Source organism: Flavobacterium sp. HJ-32-4, from assembly GCF_022532105.1.
Lineage (GTDB): Bacteria > Bacteroidota > Bacteroidia > Flavobacteriales > Flavobacteriaceae > Flavobacterium.
Window position 1 is genome coordinate 371,539 of record NZ_CP092832.1, and the last position, 19,182, is coordinate 390,720.

Consider the following 19,182-nt stretch of genomic DNA (forward strand, 5'->3'; position numbering starts at 1 on the left):
TCTACGTCTTAGGCAATGCAACCTGCATCGTCGTTCCCTTCCCTTTTTCCGAACGCGCCACTTTTATACGCCCTTTGTGGTATTCCTCGACGATGCGCTTCGTCAATGACAGACCGAGGCCCCATCCGCGTTTTTTCGTGGTAAAGCCCGGCTCGAAGACTTTGCGGAATTGTTTCTTGGGAATCCCTTTTCCGGTATCCGACACATAGATCTTCACAAACGGATGCTCATCAATGATGGTAACATCAAGTGCACCGCGACCGCGCATGGCGTCAATGGCGTTTTTAACCAGGTTTTCAATCGTCCACCCATGCAGTGCCCGGTTGATACGGGCTTTGATTGGATGCTCGGGGGCCGCGAACGTAAATTGAATCTGGGCAGAAAAACGGGCTCTCAGGTAATCATACGCCTGTTCTGTTTCGGCAATAATATCGCATTCCTCCAACACCGGTTCCGATCCGATCTTGGAGAAACGGTCGGTAATCGACTGCAACCGCAGGATATCCTTTTCAATCTCCGCCACCATCACCGCGTCCATTTGATCGGCTTTCATGATCTCCAACCAACCCATGAGCGACGACAGCGGTGTGCCAATCTGGTGGGCCGTTTCCTTCGCCATACCCGCCCATAGTTTGTTTTCGATGGCCATTTTGTTGCTTCGGTAGAAGTTATACACGAGTGTCACGAACAACACGATAATCAGCAACAACGCCAACGGATAATACTTTAACTGGTTCAGGCGCGATGAGTTTCCGTAATACACATAGGTCGTTTTCCCTTCCGCATACGTATTCACGATCGGGGCATTCTCCTGTTTCAGGCGATCGATAAACGCCGCCATCTTCTTGCTGTTTTTACTGATATCCTCCGGTACATTGATTTGGCTGATGATCCGTCCGTTTTCCATCTGCACCGCCGGAATGGTGGTATTGCTTTGCAGGACGTCGAGCACCAAGGGATCCAGTTCGTTGTTCGGATCGAGGTTTTGCAAGGAGGTCTGCGCCGAAGCCCACAACTCCATCTTTTGGCGCTCCTCCCCTTTGAAAATTTGGAAAAACGAATACGTATTCCATACGATGAGCGAGACGACCACCAATGACGTAATGACGATGACCCATCGGGCGCGGTTCCGGCGTTCGGAGAGATCCATGCAAAGCGTTTGTGTGCTAAAGATACAGTTTTTTGGAATGGCAGCCGGCCTCGCGCACGCTTCGATCGGGACACGCCACACTAGCAACCGAATGCCTACCTTTGCACTTCAAAACGTTTCACAACATGATCTCTATAACACCCGACGGGGCGTCTACCGCCCAATTCCAATCGTATTTACAGGGCGCAGTAGGCCCGCGTCCGATTGCCTTTGCCAGCACCATCGACGAGAACGGCAACCGCAACCTCTCGCCTTTCAGTTTCTTCAACGTATTCAGCGCCAATCCGCCCATTTTGGTGTTTTCGCCTTCGCGACGCGTACGCGACAATACGGTGAAACACACCCTCACGAACGTACAAGCTGTGCCTGAAGTGGTCATCAACGTGGTCAATTATGCCATCGTGCAGCAATCGTCGCTGTCAAGTACGGAATACCCTGCCGGAGTGGACGAATTCACCAAATCCGGACTTACCCCGATCGCTTCCGATCTCATTCGACCGTTCCGTGTGGCGGAAAGCCCCGTGCAATTCGAGTGTCGGGTAAACGAGGTCATCAGCCTCGGTGAAAATGGTGGCGCCGGCAATCTGGTGATTTGTGAGGTATTGAAAATCCACGTCGACGAAAACATCCTTGACGAAAAAGGCAACATCGACGCGGTGAAGATCGATCTCGTGGCACGTATGGGTGGTAACTGGTATTCGCGCGCCAACCAGGGGCTTTTCGAGGTAGAGAAGCCACTTTCCACACTAGGCATCGGTGTTGATAAAATTCCGGCATTTATACGGGAAAGCCGTATCTTTGATGGAAATGATTTTGGTAAATTGGGCAACGTGGAAGCACTCCCGTCAGAGGCCGAAATCAGGGCATTCGTGTCTGAAACCATCGCCGTAAAAGCGGTGCTCAGCGCTGGCGACGAAGAGAAAATCCACAAAAAGGCCAAACAATATCTCGACGAAGGCAATGTGTCTTCTGCATGGAAAACGCTTCTGGCCGAGCGAATTTGAATTTAAAAAATACAGACAATGGAAGTTACAGGAAGAATCAAGGTCATCAATCCCGAGCAACAAGTGAGCGCGTCGTTCCGCAAACGGGAACTGGTAGTTACCACCGAAGAGCAATACCCGCAACATATCATGGTGGAGTTCACGCAAGACAAATGCGATCTGCTCAACAGTTATAAAGTAGGTGAACCGGTGCGCGTATCCATCAACCTTCGCGGTCGCGAATGGGTGAGCCCGCAAGGTGAAACCCGCTATTTCAATTCGATCCAGGGATGGCGTATCGAGCGCCTTGCCCAGGAAGCGCCTGCCACACCGCAGTACGCCCAACAGCCTGCCGCACCGGCCATGCCGCAACATTTTGAACCGGCTACCGACTTCAATGAAGAGGAACACGACGATCTTCCCTTCTAATCGCAAAAAGACACTCCTGAACCCGACCGGTAACGCGTCGGGTTTTTTATTTTTGCGCCATGTATTTTTTGCTAAAGGAACTGTATTTCCCTCCGGTGGAAAAAGCCGATCGCCATGGACTTCTCGCCATTGGCGGCGATTTGTCACCCGAGCGGCTCTTACTGGCCTACCGATCGGGCATCTTTCCCTGGTTCCAGGAAGGGGAGCCTATTTTATGGTGGGCGCCTCCGAAGCGCATGGTGTTGTTCTTCGACGAACTGAAGGTCAGCAAAAGCATGCGCCTGCTGCTGCAAAAGAATCCTTTTACCATCACCTTCAACTAGGCGTTTGATCAGGTCATCCACCACTGCCGCCACATGGTCCGAAAAGGTGAGACCGAAACCTGGATTACCCCCGAAATGGTGGAAGCCTACCGCGAATTACACCGCCAGGGGCATGCCCGTTCGGTGGAAGTATGGCAGGATGGAGAACTGGTCGGCGGTTTATACGGCATCGACCTCGGTACGATTTTTTGTGGGGAAAGTATGTTTTCGCTGGTGCCCAACGCGTCAAAGGCGGCCTTTATCTTTTTAGCGCGAAAACTAGAGGTCGACGGCTACCGCCTTTTGGATGCCCAGCTACATAACCCCCACCTGGCGTCGTTGGGTTGCCGTGAGATTCCCCGGACGCAGTTTATGGACCTCATCCGAACCCCGCGCTAAGGCACGCTATTGCGGCGGATCGGCAAGATTGTTCTCCCTACGGTTCCAGAGCTCTTCATAACTCACCAAAAAGCTACCCAGAACCTTGTGCTTGGGATCGAAATACTTGAACCGCAACGTCCGGATCCCGTGTACCCCCACGAGCTTGTGTATGGCAGCCAGGTCGCTGTTTCGAATGACCAACCGCTTGATCTCTTGCATCACCCCCGGGTTGTCCATCATGGAGGCATAGGGTTCCTTAACCGTGATATGGTACTCCAGTTCCATGTCGGCATTGATATCAATGTCGGTAATGGTAGTACCTTCTTTCTCATCCACCAACGGAAGTCCACGGCGTACGACATTCACACTCTTCCGAAGTTCGGGAAGGATGACGCGGTTGCCGGGTATAATACCGTTCGGGTTCACGGGGTTCTCAATTTTCTTCGTTGCCAGCCCCTGGATCAACTTGTCCATCCGCGCCTTATTCAACACAATCCGGGCTATACGCGATTTATCGAGGGCCATTATATCAAGCTCAAAAACAACCCCCTTATCGACCAACGGTTTGGTATGGCTGTCGTTGGCGAGGTTGTCCGCCAGATAGGGTACGAAGTTCATGAAATACTGCTTCTCCATGGCGGTGTTGGGGATGTTGAGATCAATGCGAATGCCGACCCGATTGTCGTCTCTCACCTCCGCCTGGGTCGATAAAACATCCCCATCTTCGTACAACTGTACGGACGATTGGTTATAATCTTTAACGAAACGCTCTAGCTCCTGTCTTGGATTTTGGCAGGAAACGAAAAAAACACCGAGGAGTATCACTAAAGAAAAATACTTCATAAACTATCGATCGTATTAAACGTGGCGCGTCCAACAATCTGCCACATGGTCGTTCACCATTCCCGTTGCCTGCATATGGGCGTACACCACGGTGGATCCTACAAACTTAAAGCCCCGCTTCTTCAAATCCTTGCTTATGGCATCGGAAAGCGGCGTGGTGGCTTGCGCCTGCGACAGGTCGCGGATCGGATTGTCAATCGGTTGGCCGTTTGTAAAGCCCCAAATATAATCGGAAAAACTTCCGAATTCCCGTTGGACTTCCATAAAAGCACGTGCGTTGCTGATAGCGGCAAGCACCTTCAGACGGTTCCGTATAATTCCCGTATCCTCCAGCAATTCGGCTACTTTCGTATCATCGTAATCGGCAATCCGGCGGTAATCGAACTGATCGAACGCCCGTCGAAAGTGCTCGCGTTTCCGCAGGATCGTAATCCAGCTTAAGCCCGCCTGGAAGGTTTCAAGGATCAGGAATTCAAAAAGTGTGGCGTCGTCTTTCACCGGACGGCCCCATTCCTCATCGTGGTATTTCTCATACAGTGCGTCGCCAACACACCATTTACATCGTGTTTTTTCCATGTGCAGGATCGGTTTCTAAATAGCGTTTGATGCTATGGTGTCCTAAATAAATCAACGGCGTCAGCACGACGGCGACCACCAGTTTGAAGGTGTATCCGGTGAGACCCGAGGAAATATAATTCGGTAAGTCCATCTTCCCCGGAAGGTAAAATCCGATACCCAACACGATGAACGAATCGAAAAGTTGCGATACAATAGTCGACCCTGTCGTGCGCAACCAAATCATCTTGCCGCCCGTGCGATTTCGGAAGAACCAGAAAATCGATACATCGATGAGTTGCGACACAAGGAAGGCGACGATACTTCCGACGATGATCCACATCGACTGGCTGAATACGGGCGTGAACTGGGCGTCCGTTACCGGACTGATCGCCGCCGCCGGCACGTGGATCGCCACATACAGGATCAGGAACGCATAGCCGATGAGTCCGGCCGTAATCAACGACAACTTCCGAACACCGCTGTGTCCGTAATACTCATTAATAAGGTCGGTTGTCAGGAATACGATGGGCCACGGAATGATCCCCATACTCATCACAAATGGCCCGATCTGGATGAGTTTACCGCCTATGAGTTCGGCTGTGACGGCGTTGGTAATGAAAATACCGGCCAGTAGGATGAAGATGAGATCGCGTCGCGTCTTGAACATATCGAATGGGTAAGCCGCTAAAATACATGAAAAAGCGATACCCGTCGTGGGGCAATTGCCAAAAGTGCGGGGTCCACCGGAGACGGGTTCCGTTAGTTACGCACGATCTCCACCACCCGGTGAATTTCGTTGCCGTCTTCGTCGGTCACCGTCACATCGTACCGTCCGGTTTTGGCTTTCAGCGGCATTTCATGGAAGGTCTTAGTCGATCCCACATACCGGTGGTCGATATACCAAAACAGCTGTTTTTCGCGGTCGGAATGTGCTACTTTGATGATCACAGGCTGCACCTGGCTGTCGAAATTCTTGGTAAGGTAAATTTTGGTATGCGCCTTGGGGTAGATGAAATCCATCGTGGCCTGTTGGGGCGACTGGCAACCCGGACGGAACGGCGGCAACGGCTCATAATCGATGTGTTGCCCCCTGTAATACCATTCCATTACCGGAGGCAGCACGAACCAGGGCCGCGTGACGATGTTGTCAACGGCCTCGCAACTGCTGTTCACCCGAAACCGACCAGACACATCGGTATGGATTTGCTTGTGATACGGACAAAGCGATGACGTTTTTCCTTTCAACGGAACAAACTCTTTTCGGGTCGGGCAAAATGTTTGGGGAAGGAATCCGCTTTGGGCGCATACTTCCACTTCTTCCAAATCGTTCAACGGCGTGGCAAACCATCGCTTGCGCGGAAGCAGGTTGAATACGTCAAACATCACAGGTGCCGCCGATCCGACACCGGTCAGTTCCGGACGGCCTTCCCCAGTGGCATTTCCTACCCAAACCCCGACGACATAATCCGGACTGGAGCCAATGGCCCATGCATCACGATTGCCAAAGCTGGTGCCGGTCTTCCAGGCGACCTTCCGCGAACTGTCGTAGAATTTCCAGGCCTCATCGCCTTCCGGCCGGTTCACTTCCTCCATGGCCAGATACGCCAGGTAAATGGACCCCGCACCCACGATCGTTTTCTGGAAACTTTCTTCCCCAAAGTCGACCTGCAGGTCGTTGTCAAGGTTCGGTTCGGCAAACTCGCCTTTACGGTACCGGGCCTGATGTGAGTTGAAATAGGTAACGGTAGAAGACAGGCCCGCATACGTCCGGCATAAGTCCCATAAATTGCTTTCGGCACCACCCAGGATGAGCGAGAGCCCGTACTGCCCCACCGGACGATTGATGTCGCGCAGCCGGAAGCGGTGTAACTGGTCATAGAACTTCCCGATGCCGTAATCCTGCAGCATGAGAACGGCGGGAATGTTGAGCGACCGCGATAAGGCGCGACTGGCGGGAACGGCTCCATCGTAGGTTTGGTTGAAGTTTTGCGGCGTGTATCCCGATATCTGGGTCGGCACATCGGCCACCAGCGTATGGGGAAGGATTTGCCCTTCGTCGAGCATCGACGCATACAACAGCGGTTTCAGGATACTCCCCGTGCTGCGCGGCGCCCCGATGATATCAACGTCCTTCTGGTGATCGCTATCCGTAGGCGTATTGCCCACATAGGCGATGACGTTGCGCGTATGCACATCCAACACCAAAACCGCCATGTTGTAAATCTCGTTTTGGCGGTATTGTCCATAGTAAAACCGCACCAGCTCGTTCGCGCGTTGCTGCAGGTGGATGTCGACCGTCGACCGTACCCATTGTCCTTCCCGCGTTTTCGCAACACGCTGCAGCAGGTGTGGTGCCGATGTGGGAAGCGGATACGGCTTCTGCGGCAGGGGTTCCGCCACGGATAGCCGATAGGTCGCTTCGTCGATGACGCCTTCCTTCCATAATTTGGCCAGCAGGCGGTCGCGTTTGGCGCGGAGTTTCTCCTGGTTCTTTCCCGGATAAATCAAGGACGGGGCATTGGGAAGTACGGCCAATGTGGCACTCTCCGCCCATGAAAGTTGGTGGGGCCGCACACCGAAATACCGCCAGGAAGCCATCTCCAATCCTACTACGTTACCGCCAAACGGAGCATGCGCCGCATACAGCCCGATGATCTCGTCTTTGGAATAACGGCATTCGAGCCGCGTGGCCAGTATGATTTCAATGGCTTTCTCAAAGTAGCTGCGTTTTTTACCGTCCCTCGACAACCGGATAACTTGTTGGGTTAACGTACTGCCCCCTCGCACGACCCGGCCCGCTTTGGCGTTCTGTCGCACCGCATTGACCATCGCCACGGGGTTGAACCCCGGATGGGAACGAAAATGTTGGTCTTCGAAATAGATCAGGCATTGCTGGAATTTCACCGGGATACTATCGCCCTGCGGAAACCGCCATTGGCCATCACGGGCGATTTTGGCGCCCAGTAATTCGCCGTTGCTGCTTTCGAGTACGGTGGAATAAGGCGTTTCGAAAAGCGGATCGGGCAGGCAGAAATAGTAGCCGACCAGCAACAGCACTGTCAGCGCCGATTTGATAGGATGGCGGCGCACCCAGCCTTTGAGCCGACGCCATCCGTTTTGGATCCTCTGTTTCATACCTTATCGCACCACCTGCACCCACTGCCCCTTCGTACGGGCTACATACGAATGGTCGTACATCGCTTCACACTGCAAACCAGGCAGGTAATAAGTGCCCAGATAAGAGGCATTCAGCTTGACCGTCAACACTTTCGTTTCATTGGCCTTCAGCGCAAAGTAGAAGTTCGTCCGGTCATCGCGGATGTCGATGTAGTCGGCGTAATTCTTCGTTGCTTCGCCGTAATCGGTATACCGCGTATTCACGATTTCAAAACCGGACGGCAGTATCTGCGTCAGCGCCACGTTCTCTACCCGCTCGTTGGTGATATTCTTTACGGTGATCAAGGCCATAAACTCTGTCCCTTGCCGGATCGCACCTACCTTCACCGGTTGTCCTTTTCCGTCGAGGTATTTGATGGTTGCGGTCAGGTTGCCCGTTTGTGGTTGCTCCTGGCCCACCGGCATAACGCCCGAGTTCTCAAGTGTTACAAACAAGGTATTCCCCTTCCGGTTCTTCAGCGTAACCGAATTCGCGCCGGCACCCACCGGCAACACCCGGGTCACAACGGATTTTCCGGTTTGGATGGTTTCCTGTTTACCTCCCACGGTAAGAACAACATCGACGCCTTTGCCTCCATTCTCACGGGCAAAGCGCGACATAGCCAAGAGTCCGTAGGCCGTTGTCTGGGTGCTCATGTAGCCGTCAGACGACATCGAGGCGGCGAGTTTCTTCGCCATACGGAAGGCCCGCTGTTTGTCGCCCATTAACAACAGGGTTTCGAGCGCCATCGCCCGATTGCGGTCGGCTGAACCGTAGTAATACCAATAACGACCGCCTGTTTCATCGATGGGTGTATTCGCCAGGAGTGCCTGTCCTGCCGATTTTTGCCCGGCAACGGCGTAAGCTGCGGCGAGTCGGAGCTTGCTTTCGTTTGAAATGCCTTTCGTTTCGCGCATCCGGTTCATCGAGGCAAGGTCAGGGGAACCGGCCACGGCAAGGGTATACAGTCGGTACGCCTGTGCGATATCGTTGCCATATTGCGGTTGGAAGCGCCATAACTTGGCCTCTTTTTTCTGGTAGGAAATCCATTTTTGACGGAAACCGGACGGTATGGCGTAGCCCTTTTTCTCGGCTTCCAGAAGGAAGTGCCCGGCATATGACGTGCCCCAGTCGTCTTCATCACTATTTCCCGGCCAGTACGAGAAGCCACCCGATGCCAGTTGGAAGCCGCTTACGCGCTTGATTCCCGCCATGACATTGTATTGGATCTTGCCCCGTCGGTCGGCATCCACATCGGCAATATCGGTGAGGTACAGTTGCGGGAATACCGACGAGGTGGTCTGTTCGATGCAGCCGTGCGGGTAGGTCACCAAATAGTCGAGACGGCTGTTGAGGTTCATGGCCGGAATCGACGAAATCTCCAGCTTTGCCTTATTGCTTCCGGCGACGCCAAACGGCTTCCAGGTCAGCATGCGCGACTGGTTACCGGCCAACACAGACGGCGTCGACAGATTCGTAACCGGATTCGGATTGACGAGGTCGAGTTCGACATCATAAGCGGAACGGAAGGCACCGGAGCTTGCTGTAATCTGCACCTTCGACACGCCGGTAAGGTTACTTGCCGCAATGGTGAAATATACCAGTTTTTCATCCGGTGAGGCAAACGAGACTTTTTGGGTGGCACTTCCTACTACCTTCAATCCGTTGCTGGCCTTTAGGGTAACGGTCACGTCCTTCACGCGCTTATCCATCGCAAACACCGTCACCGGTACCACGGCTTTTTCCGACGGCGATATCTTCCGCGGAAGCGAACCTAACACCATGAGCGGGCTCTTCACTGCCACAGTTTTATCCGCCTTACCATACGCACTGGTCTCTGTATTCGCCGCGACCACCATCGCCCTGACGGAGCCGATATATTTCGGTAATTTGATGGTATGCGTCGCACTTCCGCCTTTCGCCAATTCAAAAGGCCCGAAGTAGACGACCACCGGCTTGAAGCGATTGGCTTTCTTGGCTTTACCACCAAGCAAGTCCTGGTCGCCACCGATGCTGAAAATTTGGCTGATCTGGCCGCCATACGCCCCGATGACATCGTCGTAAATGTCCCAGGTGCGCACGCCGAGGGCCTCACGCACGTAGAAACTCTCCCACGCATCCGGTGTCTTGAAGCGGGTGAGGTCGAGCAGGCCATCGTCGACAATGGCTACCGTATACGTCATCCGTTTGCCGGTCGCTTCTGAGACACGCAAGTTGAACGATTGTTCCGGCTTCAGCTCATCGGGCATGGAAATGACCGGCTTGAGGATGGTATTTTTATCGATGACGCTCACCGGCACGATACCGTACATCCGGATAGGCGAGTCGTTCTTCGTATTGGCATGAGGCTGCAGCAGCGTCACGTTCAGGTACACATTGGGTGCCATTTGCGGCGTCACCGGAATCGAAATACGGGTTTCGCCTTTTTTCGTCTCGGCCCACAAGGTGCTGACCACATGCGATCCGTTTTCGAGTGACACCAACGCCCGTCCGCCGGCACTTGACGGGAATGATAATTCGATGTTTTCGCCGACGCCATATTCTTTCTTGTCGGTCGACAGCATCAGCATGTTGGCATTCGTCGAGAAATCATTGCGGCTGCGCGTCGTCCAGGATGGCCAATCAATCGTTACCGCCGTGGCCGTAGCATGGCCGCCCTCGGGATCGGACACCCGAACGACATACCGCCCCCATTCGTCATTCGACAGCGAAAATGCCACGCTCGCCTTGCCCGCCGTATTGGTGCTGACTACAAAACTGCGGACCATCTGCGTCGAACTGGCCGAGCTGTAGTCGGCATTTTCATCCGATTGTTGCCACCACCAATTCCACTCGGTCTTGAAGACCTTCACTTCCAGTTTGGAAACAGCCTTCGGGCGACCCGCGTCGTCAACCGTCACGATATCAAACTGGTTGGACCGTCCGGTTTCGAGCATGCCGTAGCGATTTGGTTCCGGCGCTTTGATGCCGACGTAGGTAGCGAACGGTGAGTAATTGGCGGTAAAAACATCGCTGCTGAAATCGCCCCCTTCCTCATATACTTTGGTTACGAAAGCGGCGCGCAACATACCCGGCGCCTGCCCCTGTAATTTCGGATTGAGCGGTATGGAAACGCGGCCTTTGTCGTCGAGTTTTCCGTTGAAAATGCTGATCTCCTCGGTGTTGAACGTGCGCACGAGGTCGTCGAAATGGTACAGCGGATATTGTTTAAAGGTCGTAGCCTGCTGGGTAAATTTCGCCTGTACGTCCACTTTGAGTCCTTTAGCGATCGCACCGTGCAACCACGCCACTTCCAGGTTCAACCGGTTCGGGCGGGCGAAGCTGAACCGCGGATCGGCCAGTGCATTCCGGATGCGGAGTCGATTCGGCTTGATTGTTTCAATCTTGATGCTTTTGTAGAAGCGCGCGCCGCCCACCGACACCATCGCTTCCCAATTTCCGGTAGGTGCACTGGCGTCGGTGTCGACAGGAAAGACGTAATGGTTCCACTTGTTCGACTTGCGGACGGTTTGGTAGACGACCTTACCCTGCGGATCCGACAGGCGGAAACGGATAGGATGCCCTTCCGGGATGCGGTTGGCTGCGTCGTCAAGGATGAACGACAACCACAGTCGGTCGCCCGGACGCCAAACACCCCGCTCGCCATACAAATATCCCTTCAATCCCTTTTGCAGTTCTTCACCGGCGACATCAAAGTTGGAGACGGAAAGCGCCAATCCGTCGTCTAACTTTACATACGTTGTATTCGAACCCTTGGTCACGATGGCGAAATAGGCAAACTTCTTCGATGTAAGGGTCGCCACGCCTTCCCCGTTGGTCGTGCCGGTGGCGATTTTCTGCTGTTGGTAGCTGTAGAACTCGACTTTAGCACCGCCCACCGGCTGCGTCGTCAACAAGTCCGCCACGGCAACCAGGTACGATTTATTCTCGCCCCGTTTGACGATGACGCCCAGGTTGGTCGCCAGCACATTCGTGGCCACACCGGCGTCGTAGTAGTACGAACTGTTGCACGGATCCTGTCGTTCGCGCCATTCATAGCTGTCGAAATAGCGACCGTAATACGAATCGTAGCTGTAGTTCCGCTCGTCTTCATTCTCCTCTTCTTCGTCATCGGATGAATCGTCGCTTTCGTAGGAGTCACCCGAGTCTTCGCGTCCGACGCAGTCGTAGAGCGAATACGACTTCCGGAAGGTAAATTCCACCCGATAAATCGCACCCGGATCGGGTTGGATAATCTTGGCAAGGTCAAGGCTGAAGGTGTTCCATTTCGACATTTTCACCAACGGATTCTCGTCCAGGTTGAGCGTCTTCGTCGCGATGGGTTGCCCGACCCGTGCCAGGTTTTCGTTTCCGTTCAGTTCGTTGTACTGTAGGAATTGCAGGATGTTGTTCTTATAAATCTTGAAAATCCGCACATCGACCTTCGACAGGTTGACCGCCTCGAAATTGATGCGTAGGTTTCCGGAAGATGGCAGGATGGTACCGTTTTTCACCAACCGTATGTTCGGCTTGATCTGTTCAAGCGAAATATCGGACGTGCTGTTGCCCAGGAGTTTCTTACCGTATTCACTTTCGATTCCGGCAAACACTTCTACGCGGATGGCACCTGAAACGGATACGTCTTCGGAAGCGGAAGGTGACACATACGCAACCAGCGCCGAATCGGTGCTCACCGCGGTTGAATCCACCACCGCAACAGTGTCGGTAGCAACGGTAGTTGTTTCCTGCGTTGGGATCCGGTTGCTGAAAAACACCTTCAGTATATTTCCCTGCACGGCAAACCGGAGGTTGTTCGCGTTCCGGATGGAGACGAGTCCGCTGAAATCCTGCATTTTCAACAAAGGCTGTGAGAAATTGATGAGCGCCAGTTGGTTGTTAGCCGGATCGAGCCGCACATCCAATATCCGAAACTGTCCTTTAGCCGCTACGGTATGCTCGATGACGTTCTTGCGGTCGATGTCTAACGGCGCGCCCGTTTCGTCGATATACAATTTACTCTCGGTGGTTTGGAGGGGAATGCTGTCAATCCGAAAACGAAACTCAGTGCCCGGACCCGACTTCGCAAACACAATTTTCAGGTCTTTGCCCATATGGTGTGCCCTGACCAACTGCATGGCCTCGGCCGGTTGCAGCACGTCGGCCGAACGCAACACCGCATTGAGGTATTGATAATCCGGACTATACGATTGGAAATCGAGGGTTTCAACCGCAAAATCTTGTTTGACCGTTTTGATGGTAAAGCGGAACTCGCGGAGGTCTTTCGGCACTTTTGCTACGGCGCCGAGACGAAACTCGACCTGATATTCCGTATCCGCCTCCAGTTTTTTAGACGGTACGAAGGCCACCGTGTTCGTCGACAGCGCGACTACTTTTCCGGAGACAGAGGGAGAGATGTCGAAGAGATCGTCGTCGAGTTCCTGCCCTTTCTGCCATTGCGGGTGCTCGGTGGCCAGCACCACCCGGATGTCAGAGCCCGTCGGAACGATGCCCGCCGTAAAACCCGTTATGTAATCTTTGTAGAATTCAGGGTTGGAATTGAAATCGGCAGCCGGTTTCTTACAGGCATGAAAAACCATCAGTGTGAGCAGTACACACCAGATTCCTTTTGTTTTCATTGGTTTTGGAGACGTGTTGGTTGAGAAGAGGGTGAACGGTCGGTAACGAAGTACTTCAAATTTCTGCCATAACTGGGAAAGACTTCCATATATTGCATGAAAGTACTATTATTTTTTTAGGATTTGTTCATGCGCATTTCGCAAGCCGCAAAATAATTTTCAACAAACGGTAAAACAGGGCATTACTTTCGCCTCGACGCAAAAAAACGCAGCATCAAATCGGCGGCTTCGGCTTCGAGTACACCCCACGAAACCTCTGTCTTTGGGTGAAGGGTGGTACCCATGTTGCGATAGCCCCGCTGTGCATCAGGAGAAGCGAAGACAATTCTTGAGATCTGGCTCCAATACAGGGCCCCGGCGCACATCTGGCAGGGTTCGACCGTCACATATAACGTACAACCTTTCAGGTATTTACCGCCCAGATAGTTGGCCGCAGCCGTTATTGCCTGCATTTCGGCGTGGGCTGTTACGTCATTCAATAACTCGGTAAGGTTATGTGACCGGGCGATGACCTGATCGTTGGCAACGATGACCGCCCCGATCGGAATTTCCCCTTTGTCAAACGCCATTTGCGCTTCCTGCAGCGCTTTTTTCATGAAATAGTCGTCGGTGAAGGGATTTTCCATACGGCAAAAATAGCGGTTTTACCCAGACGTCCCGAGGGTGGATAGCCCCTAAGTCGACGTAAAATCGTAATTTTGCCCGACATGGCTTCGCTTCTTGACACCCTCGTCTTTCCTTCTGATCTACGGAAACTTCCGGAAGACCAACTCCCGAAGTTGGCCGAGGAATTGCGGGCCTTTATCATTGGCGTAGTGGCTACCAAAGAAGGCCACCTGGGCGCCAGCCTGGGCGTGGTTGAACTCACGATCGCGCTGCATTACGTATTCGACACGCCCGATGACCTGCTTATCTGGGACGTGGGGCACCAGGCTTACGGCCATAAAATATTAACTGGCAGACGCGAACAGTTTCCGACCAACCGCCGTTTGGGAGGCATTTCCGGTTTCCCGAAACGGGAGGAGAGCATCTATGACACCTTCGGCACCGGCCATTCCTCTACGTCGATCTCGGCCGCCTTGGGCATGGCAATTGCCTCGCGGCTCAACGGCCACCCTGACCGCCAACATGTGGCAGTGATCGGTGATGCATCGATTGCTTCGGGGATGGCATTTGAGGGCCTCAACCACGCCGGTGTTACCGATGCGAATCTATTGGTGGTATTGAACGACAACGCCATTGGGATCGACCCCAGTGTCGGTGCGCTCAAAGCCTATCTCACCGCCGTCAAAGAAGGACGGAATCCGCGTACGAACAACATTATCAAAGCCCTTAACTTCAATTACTCCGGACCGATTGACGGCCACGATTTGCCGACGCTCGTACGGGAACTACGACGGTTAAAGGCGGTCAAAGGACCTAAATTCCTGCACATCATCACCACCAAAGGAAAAGGATTGCGACAGGCCGAGGAAGACCAGGTGCGGTATCATGCGCCCGGACGCTTCGACGCAGTAACAGGCGAAATCCAGGTGAAGAGTGAAGAAGGCCTTCCTCCCAAATTCCAGGATGTATTCGGTTTGACGTTGTGCGAGCTTGCCCGCCAAAACCGCAAGATCATCGGTATCACGCCCGCCATGCCGACGGGCAGTTCGATGAAATTCATGATGGAGGAGTTCCCCGACCGTGCGTTCGACGTGGGCATTGCCGAGCAACATGCCGTTACGCTGGCCGCCGGTATGGCCACGCAGGGCATGGTGGTTTATTGCAACATTTACTCGTCGTTCCTGCAACGCGCATACGACCAGGTTATACACGATGTAGCCCTGCAGAATCTCCCCGTGGTATTCTGCCTCGATCGCGCCGGACTCGTGGGTGAAGACGGACCTACCCATCACGGCGTATTTGACCTCGCCTATTTGCGGTGCATTCCCAATATGATGGTGTTTGCCCCGAAAGACGAAGTCGAGTTACGGAACATCCTATATACCGTTCAATGTGGTTTACCCCACCCGATTGCCATCCGTTATCCGCGTGGACGTGGCACCGTTACTGACTGGCAGCAGCCGTTCGAGGTCGTTCCGTATGGCAAGGCCGTATCGTTGCGATCGGGTGAACGGGTGGCGCTGCTTTCAACGGGTACGATGGCGCACGAAGTAACAGCTGCGCTCGACCAAAGCGGCGTCGAATTTGCCCACTTCCACTTCGGTTTTATCAAGCCATTGGATGAAGACCTATTGCGCCACCTATTCACCACCTTCGAGACCGTGGTCACTATAGAAGACGGCTGTGTCAGCGGCGGATTTGGTTCAGCCATCGCCGAACATGCCGCGCAAAATGGGTACAAGGGCACCTTGCAACTACTCGGAATTCCAGATGAATTTATCCCGCAGGGAAGCATTGAGGAACTAAAACGTTATAGTAAAATAGATGTTAAAAGTCTGGCGGAAATTTTCGCGTCGCTCTGAAAAAAGGCATTTTTGTAAAGCGGCAAAGACGATATGAGAACGTTTCTTTTCTTTCTATTGCTTGGTAGTCCTATCCTCCTTTTCAGCCAGACAAGGGACACGATCGTTACCGTAGAAAAAAAGGTAAGTGTGAAAGTGCCGGATGTCGTTTCGCCCTGGCAGAAAAAGAACAGTATCGGCTTCGATGTAAACGAAATTGCCTTTGTAAACTGGAACGCGGGTGGTGTCAGTTCCATTTCGGGTTTACTCAAAACGAACTTCAGCCGTATTTACACGAAGCGGAACATCAAGTGGGGCAACGAGTTGATCATGCGCTACGGCCTCAACAAACAGGATGGTATCGAGGTGCGTAAAACCGACGATGCCGTGCAATTGAACTCGACCGTGGGGTACCGACGTGACACCCTTTCGAACTGGTTCCACTCGGCCAAGTTCACGTTTTCCACGCAGTTTTCGAACGGATACAACTACCCTGATAAAAGCCATCCGATTTCGCGCGCCTTCGCACCGGCTTACACGTTTTTGGGTATTGGTGCCGAGTATTCCAACAAGGAGAAAAAAGTCAATATCTACTTATCGCCGCTCACGATGAAAAACACCCTGGTGCTCGACCAACGCCTGGCCGACCTGGGGACGTTTGGCGTTGACAAGGCCGTGTACGACGCCGATGGCAATCGCATCCGGCGCGGGAAGCGGTCACGGACCGAGTTGGGAACACTGGTCTCTACCCACTTCAAAGCCACTGTCGCGAAGAACATTACCTACGAGAACCGCCTCAGCCTCTATACGGACTACCTCAACCGGTTCGGCAATATCGACACTGACTGGCAGGGAACCCTTGACCTTGTAGTCAATGAGTATATACGGGCTAATATCGGTTTCCACGTCATTTATGACGATGATATCAAGGCAAATGAAGAACGGGATGGCAAGCAGGTGCAGGTCGGGCCGAAAATCCAGCTAAAGCAAATGCTCGGTATCGGCGCTGTTTACAATTTCTGACTTCAACGCACGCTATGGGTACCTTTGATGGTTTCGTAGAGTTCAAGTGCTTTCCCATCCGTCAGTAGCGATACGTAATGGCAAACGTGGAGCAACCGGTCGTATAATCCTTCTTTTTCGGTTCGGAACCGTTCGGGCAACAAACGTAAAACCAGTTTATCATAGCCCGTAACAGCTCCCGCCGCCTGGTTATTCAACGCCCGGATGAACGTATCGAGCAAGGTCTGGATGATCTGGTAACCCACCAACTCTTTTTCGACCACTTCACGGCTTTGGTAGATGTTGCGAATGGACAGCGCGATGATGTCATCCATCTGTGCTTTAAAGCGGCTTTTATCGGTCAGGGCGGAGTGAAAATTCCCCTGGAGGATGAGTTCTTCCTGTTCCATAAACACCGAAACGGCATCGTTGATCAGGCTGCCAATGGCGAGCGCCCGCAGGTAACTAAGACGATCTTCCTTTGTAGTCAGCTCATTGTATTTCGCCGTATTGATACTGTCTTTTACCAATTTAATGAGGTACTCCAAGGCAAAATCCTCTGACACCAACCCCAGGTTGATTCCATCCTCAAAATCGATGATTGTATAACAGATGTCATCGGCTGCCTCTACCAAAAAAGCAAGCGGATGGCGTTGATAGGCAATGTCGTCGCCGCGGTCTTTCCGGATCATCCCCAATTCGGTCGCCACCTCTGTAACGAAGGCCGCATCCGTTTGGAAAAAACCGTATTTCTTATCCGAAATCGCTGGCGTGGGTTTCTTCGGCAGACTTTCCTTTGGGTATTTCATAAAAGCCCCCAGTGTGGCATACGAAATCCGAAGCCCCCCCTCAATACCCGGACGACTTGCCGTCAGTAGGTTGAACCCATTGGCATTTCCCTCGAAATCGATGAGATCCTGCCATTGTTTGGGCGTAAGTCCGTCTTGGTACTGCCGTCCGTTTCCAATCGAAAAATACTCGCCTATCGCCCGTTCGCCGGAATGTCCGAACGGCGGATTGCCAATGTCATGCGCGAGTGCAGCTGCGGCCACAATCGCACCAAAATCGTTCGGTTGGTAACCGTGGACTTCCCGCAAATACGGATACTTCTCAATGATGCGTTTTCCCACCAATCGGCCTAACGAGCGACCGACAACGGATACTTCCAGGCTATGGGTGAGTCGGGTGTGCACGAAATCGGTTTTCGACAACGGGATGACCTGCGTTTTATCCTGCAGGCTTCGAAAGGCTGAGGAAAATATGATCCGGTCATAGTCGACTTCAAAGCCCAGTCGTGCGTCGTCTTCCTCCGTCCGGAGGCGCTTGCCTTTATCGCCGTGTTTCCTGAGGGAAAGGAGTTGCTCCCATTGCATCATAGATGTGCCGTTTCGCCAAAAATACGCGAATTATTCGGTCTGGCAGCAGCGTCATCCCCAGCTTATCCACCAACAGACAATCTGGGGTTGCTGACCGGGAAACATCGCGAGTACGGCATCTAAAAAAGGACCGAGGAATTCCACCACGATCCGGCGCCACATCCGCGAAAGCGTCGCACAGGGCCCGCCGAACGAAAGGAAGTACGTGTGCGGCACACCCGACACCAGGACGGTCACATTGAGGGTCATCGTACACGTACCGGGCAGAGCAGAAGGCACCCGCTGCGAGGCCTGGCCGAAGGATACGAAAGCAAGTAGTAAAAAAAGGCAGGTAATTCGATACATGGCATATAGTTTATACTGCCAAAGATACCGACCTCCGTTTCGACGATTTTACGGGAAAACCGCATGAAATGTTAAACCCGGCCTTAGACCGGGTTTTCTGTTTCTGTTCCGAATGACTCGAAGTCGTCGTGAAGTCGTTTCGCCTCCTGCAGGCGTTTCTTATGCACCACATAGACGTCCGGTATGCTGTCATGCATGCCGCGCGCTCCGTTGAAAAACGTGAGGAAATCAAACGGGATAATCCGGCAGAAGGTTCGTTTGATAATGGTGCCTGTACCCACGCGATCGCCGTTATAGTCTACGACGATTGTACCCGTGATTATCTTGCCCACCGTTTGTCCGCTGATCGACTCAAAGACCGCGTAATAGATCAAGCTCAGCCCGAGGGTAATCAGCGTATCCGTCAGGGTCGATATTTCCTGCGTCCACGACAGCCAGGAATCATCGCCTGTTACACCCGCTATGAAACCCAGCATAAACATCAGAATGAGGATCACCGCATACACCACCAAACGGTCCAACACGGCGTGGGCAAAACGTAGCCAACTGCTCACCAACAAATCTTCTGTAACGATATACGGTTGCCGCATACTT

14 protein-coding genes and 1 pseudogene are annotated in these 19,182 nt (G+C 53.0%); 5 read left to right on the plus strand and 10 right to left on the minus strand.

What is annotated here, in order from left to right:
- Position 1: 1 nt before the first annotated feature.
- Positions 2-1,150: a PAS domain-containing sensor histidine kinase gene (locus MKO97_RS01425; protein ID WP_241104296.1), complete on the minus strand. Its 1,149-nt coding sequence runs from the start codon at positions 1,148-1,150 to the stop codon at positions 2-4.
- Between the two features lie 125 nt (positions 1,151-1,275).
- Here MKO97_RS01425 and MKO97_RS01430 point away from each other — a divergent pair, with 125 nt between their 5' ends.
- The 3 genes and pseudogenes from MKO97_RS01430 (at position 1,276) to aat (ending at position 3,263) form a co-directional block, all read left to right on the plus strand.
- Positions 1,276-2,154 carry a flavin reductase family protein gene (locus MKO97_RS01430; RefSeq protein WP_241104297.1) on the plus strand — a complete coding sequence of 293 codons (879 nt, stop codon included), beginning with the start codon at positions 1,276-1,278 and terminating at the stop codon, positions 2,152-2,154.
- A gap of 18 nt (positions 2,155-2,172) precedes the next feature.
- The gene (locus MKO97_RS01435) at positions 2,173-2,562 is read left to right on the plus strand and encodes a DUF3127 domain-containing protein (RefSeq protein ID WP_241104298.1); all 390 of its coding nucleotides are present in this window, start codon (positions 2,173-2,175) and stop codon (positions 2,560-2,562) included.
- A gap of 59 nt (positions 2,563-2,621) precedes the next feature.
- Positions 2,622-3,263: pseudogene (gene aat, locus MKO97_RS01440) on the plus strand (leucyl/phenylalanyl-tRNA--protein transferase).
- 6 nt (positions 3,264-3,269) lie between these two features.
- Here the strand turns inward: aat and MKO97_RS01445 are convergent.
- The 6 genes from MKO97_RS01445 to MKO97_RS01470 form a co-directional block, all read right to left on the minus strand.
- Positions 3,270-4,088 carry a hypothetical protein gene (locus tag MKO97_RS01445; protein ID WP_241104299.1) on the minus strand — a complete coding sequence of 273 codons (819 nt, stop codon included), beginning with the start codon at positions 4,086-4,088 and terminating at the stop codon, positions 3,270-3,272.
- 15 nt (positions 4,089-4,103) lie between these two features.
- Complete coding sequence (locus MKO97_RS01450) at positions 4,104-4,664, minus strand: DNA-3-methyladenine glycosylase I (protein WP_241104300.1); 561 nt, start codon at positions 4,662-4,664, stop codon at positions 4,104-4,106.
- Entirely contained in the window at positions 4,645-5,313 is a 669-nt protein-coding gene (locus MKO97_RS01455) for a queuosine precursor transporter (protein ID WP_241104301.1), read from the minus strand. Before MKO97_RS01455 ends, MKO97_RS01450 begins: the two co-directional genes overlap by 20 nt.
- A 92-nt stretch (positions 5,314-5,405) precedes the next feature.
- Entirely contained in the window at positions 5,406-7,781 is a 2,376-nt protein-coding gene (gene pbpC / locus MKO97_RS01460) for a penicillin-binding protein 1C (protein WP_241104302.1), read from the minus strand.
- 3 nt (positions 7,782-7,784) lie between these two features.
- The gene (locus MKO97_RS01465) at positions 7,785-13,418 is read right to left on the minus strand and encodes an alpha-2-macroglobulin (protein ID WP_241104303.1); all 5,634 of its coding nucleotides are present in this window, start codon (positions 13,416-13,418) and stop codon (positions 7,785-7,787) included.
- Between the two features lie 182 nt (positions 13,419-13,600).
- Positions 13,601-14,044: a nucleoside deaminase gene (locus MKO97_RS01470; protein WP_241104304.1), complete on the minus strand. Its 444-nt coding sequence runs from the start codon at positions 14,042-14,044 to the stop codon at positions 13,601-13,603.
- 81 nt (positions 14,045-14,125) lie between these two features.
- On the opposite strand from MKO97_RS01470, the gene MKO97_RS01475 reads away from it, so the two are divergent.
- Together MKO97_RS01475 and MKO97_RS01480 are read left to right on the plus strand one after the other, a co-directional pair.
- Positions 14,126-15,886 (plus strand): 1-deoxy-D-xylulose-5-phosphate synthase, encoded by a 1,761-nt coding sequence (locus MKO97_RS01475; RefSeq protein ID WP_241104305.1) that lies wholly within the window; start codon positions 14,126-14,128, stop codon positions 15,884-15,886.
- Between the two features lie 33 nt (positions 15,887-15,919).
- Entirely contained in the window at positions 15,920-16,888 is a 969-nt protein-coding gene (locus MKO97_RS01480) for a DUF3078 domain-containing protein (protein WP_241104306.1), read from the plus strand.
- 2 nt (positions 16,889-16,890) lie between these two features.
- On the opposite strand, the gene dgt is transcribed toward MKO97_RS01480, so the two are convergent.
- The 3 genes from dgt to MKO97_RS01495 all read right to left on the minus strand — a co-directional run bounded on the left by dgt (position 16,891) and on the right by MKO97_RS01495 (position 19,178).
- Positions 16,891-18,240, minus strand: a complete 1,350-nt coding sequence (gene dgt, locus MKO97_RS01485; protein WP_241105482.1) for a dGTP triphosphohydrolase — start codon at positions 18,238-18,240, stop codon at positions 16,891-16,893.
- A gap of 54 nt (positions 18,241-18,294) precedes the next feature.
- Entirely contained in the window at positions 18,295-18,588 is a 294-nt protein-coding gene (locus MKO97_RS01490; RefSeq protein ID WP_241104307.1) for a hypothetical protein, read from the minus strand.
- Positions 18,589-18,671: 83 nt separating this feature from the next.
- On the minus strand, positions 18,672-19,178 hold the full coding sequence (locus MKO97_RS01495) for an RDD family protein (protein WP_241104308.1): 507 nt from the start codon (positions 19,176-19,178) through the stop codon (positions 18,672-18,674).
- Between the last annotated feature and the right edge of the window lie 4 nt (positions 19,179-19,182).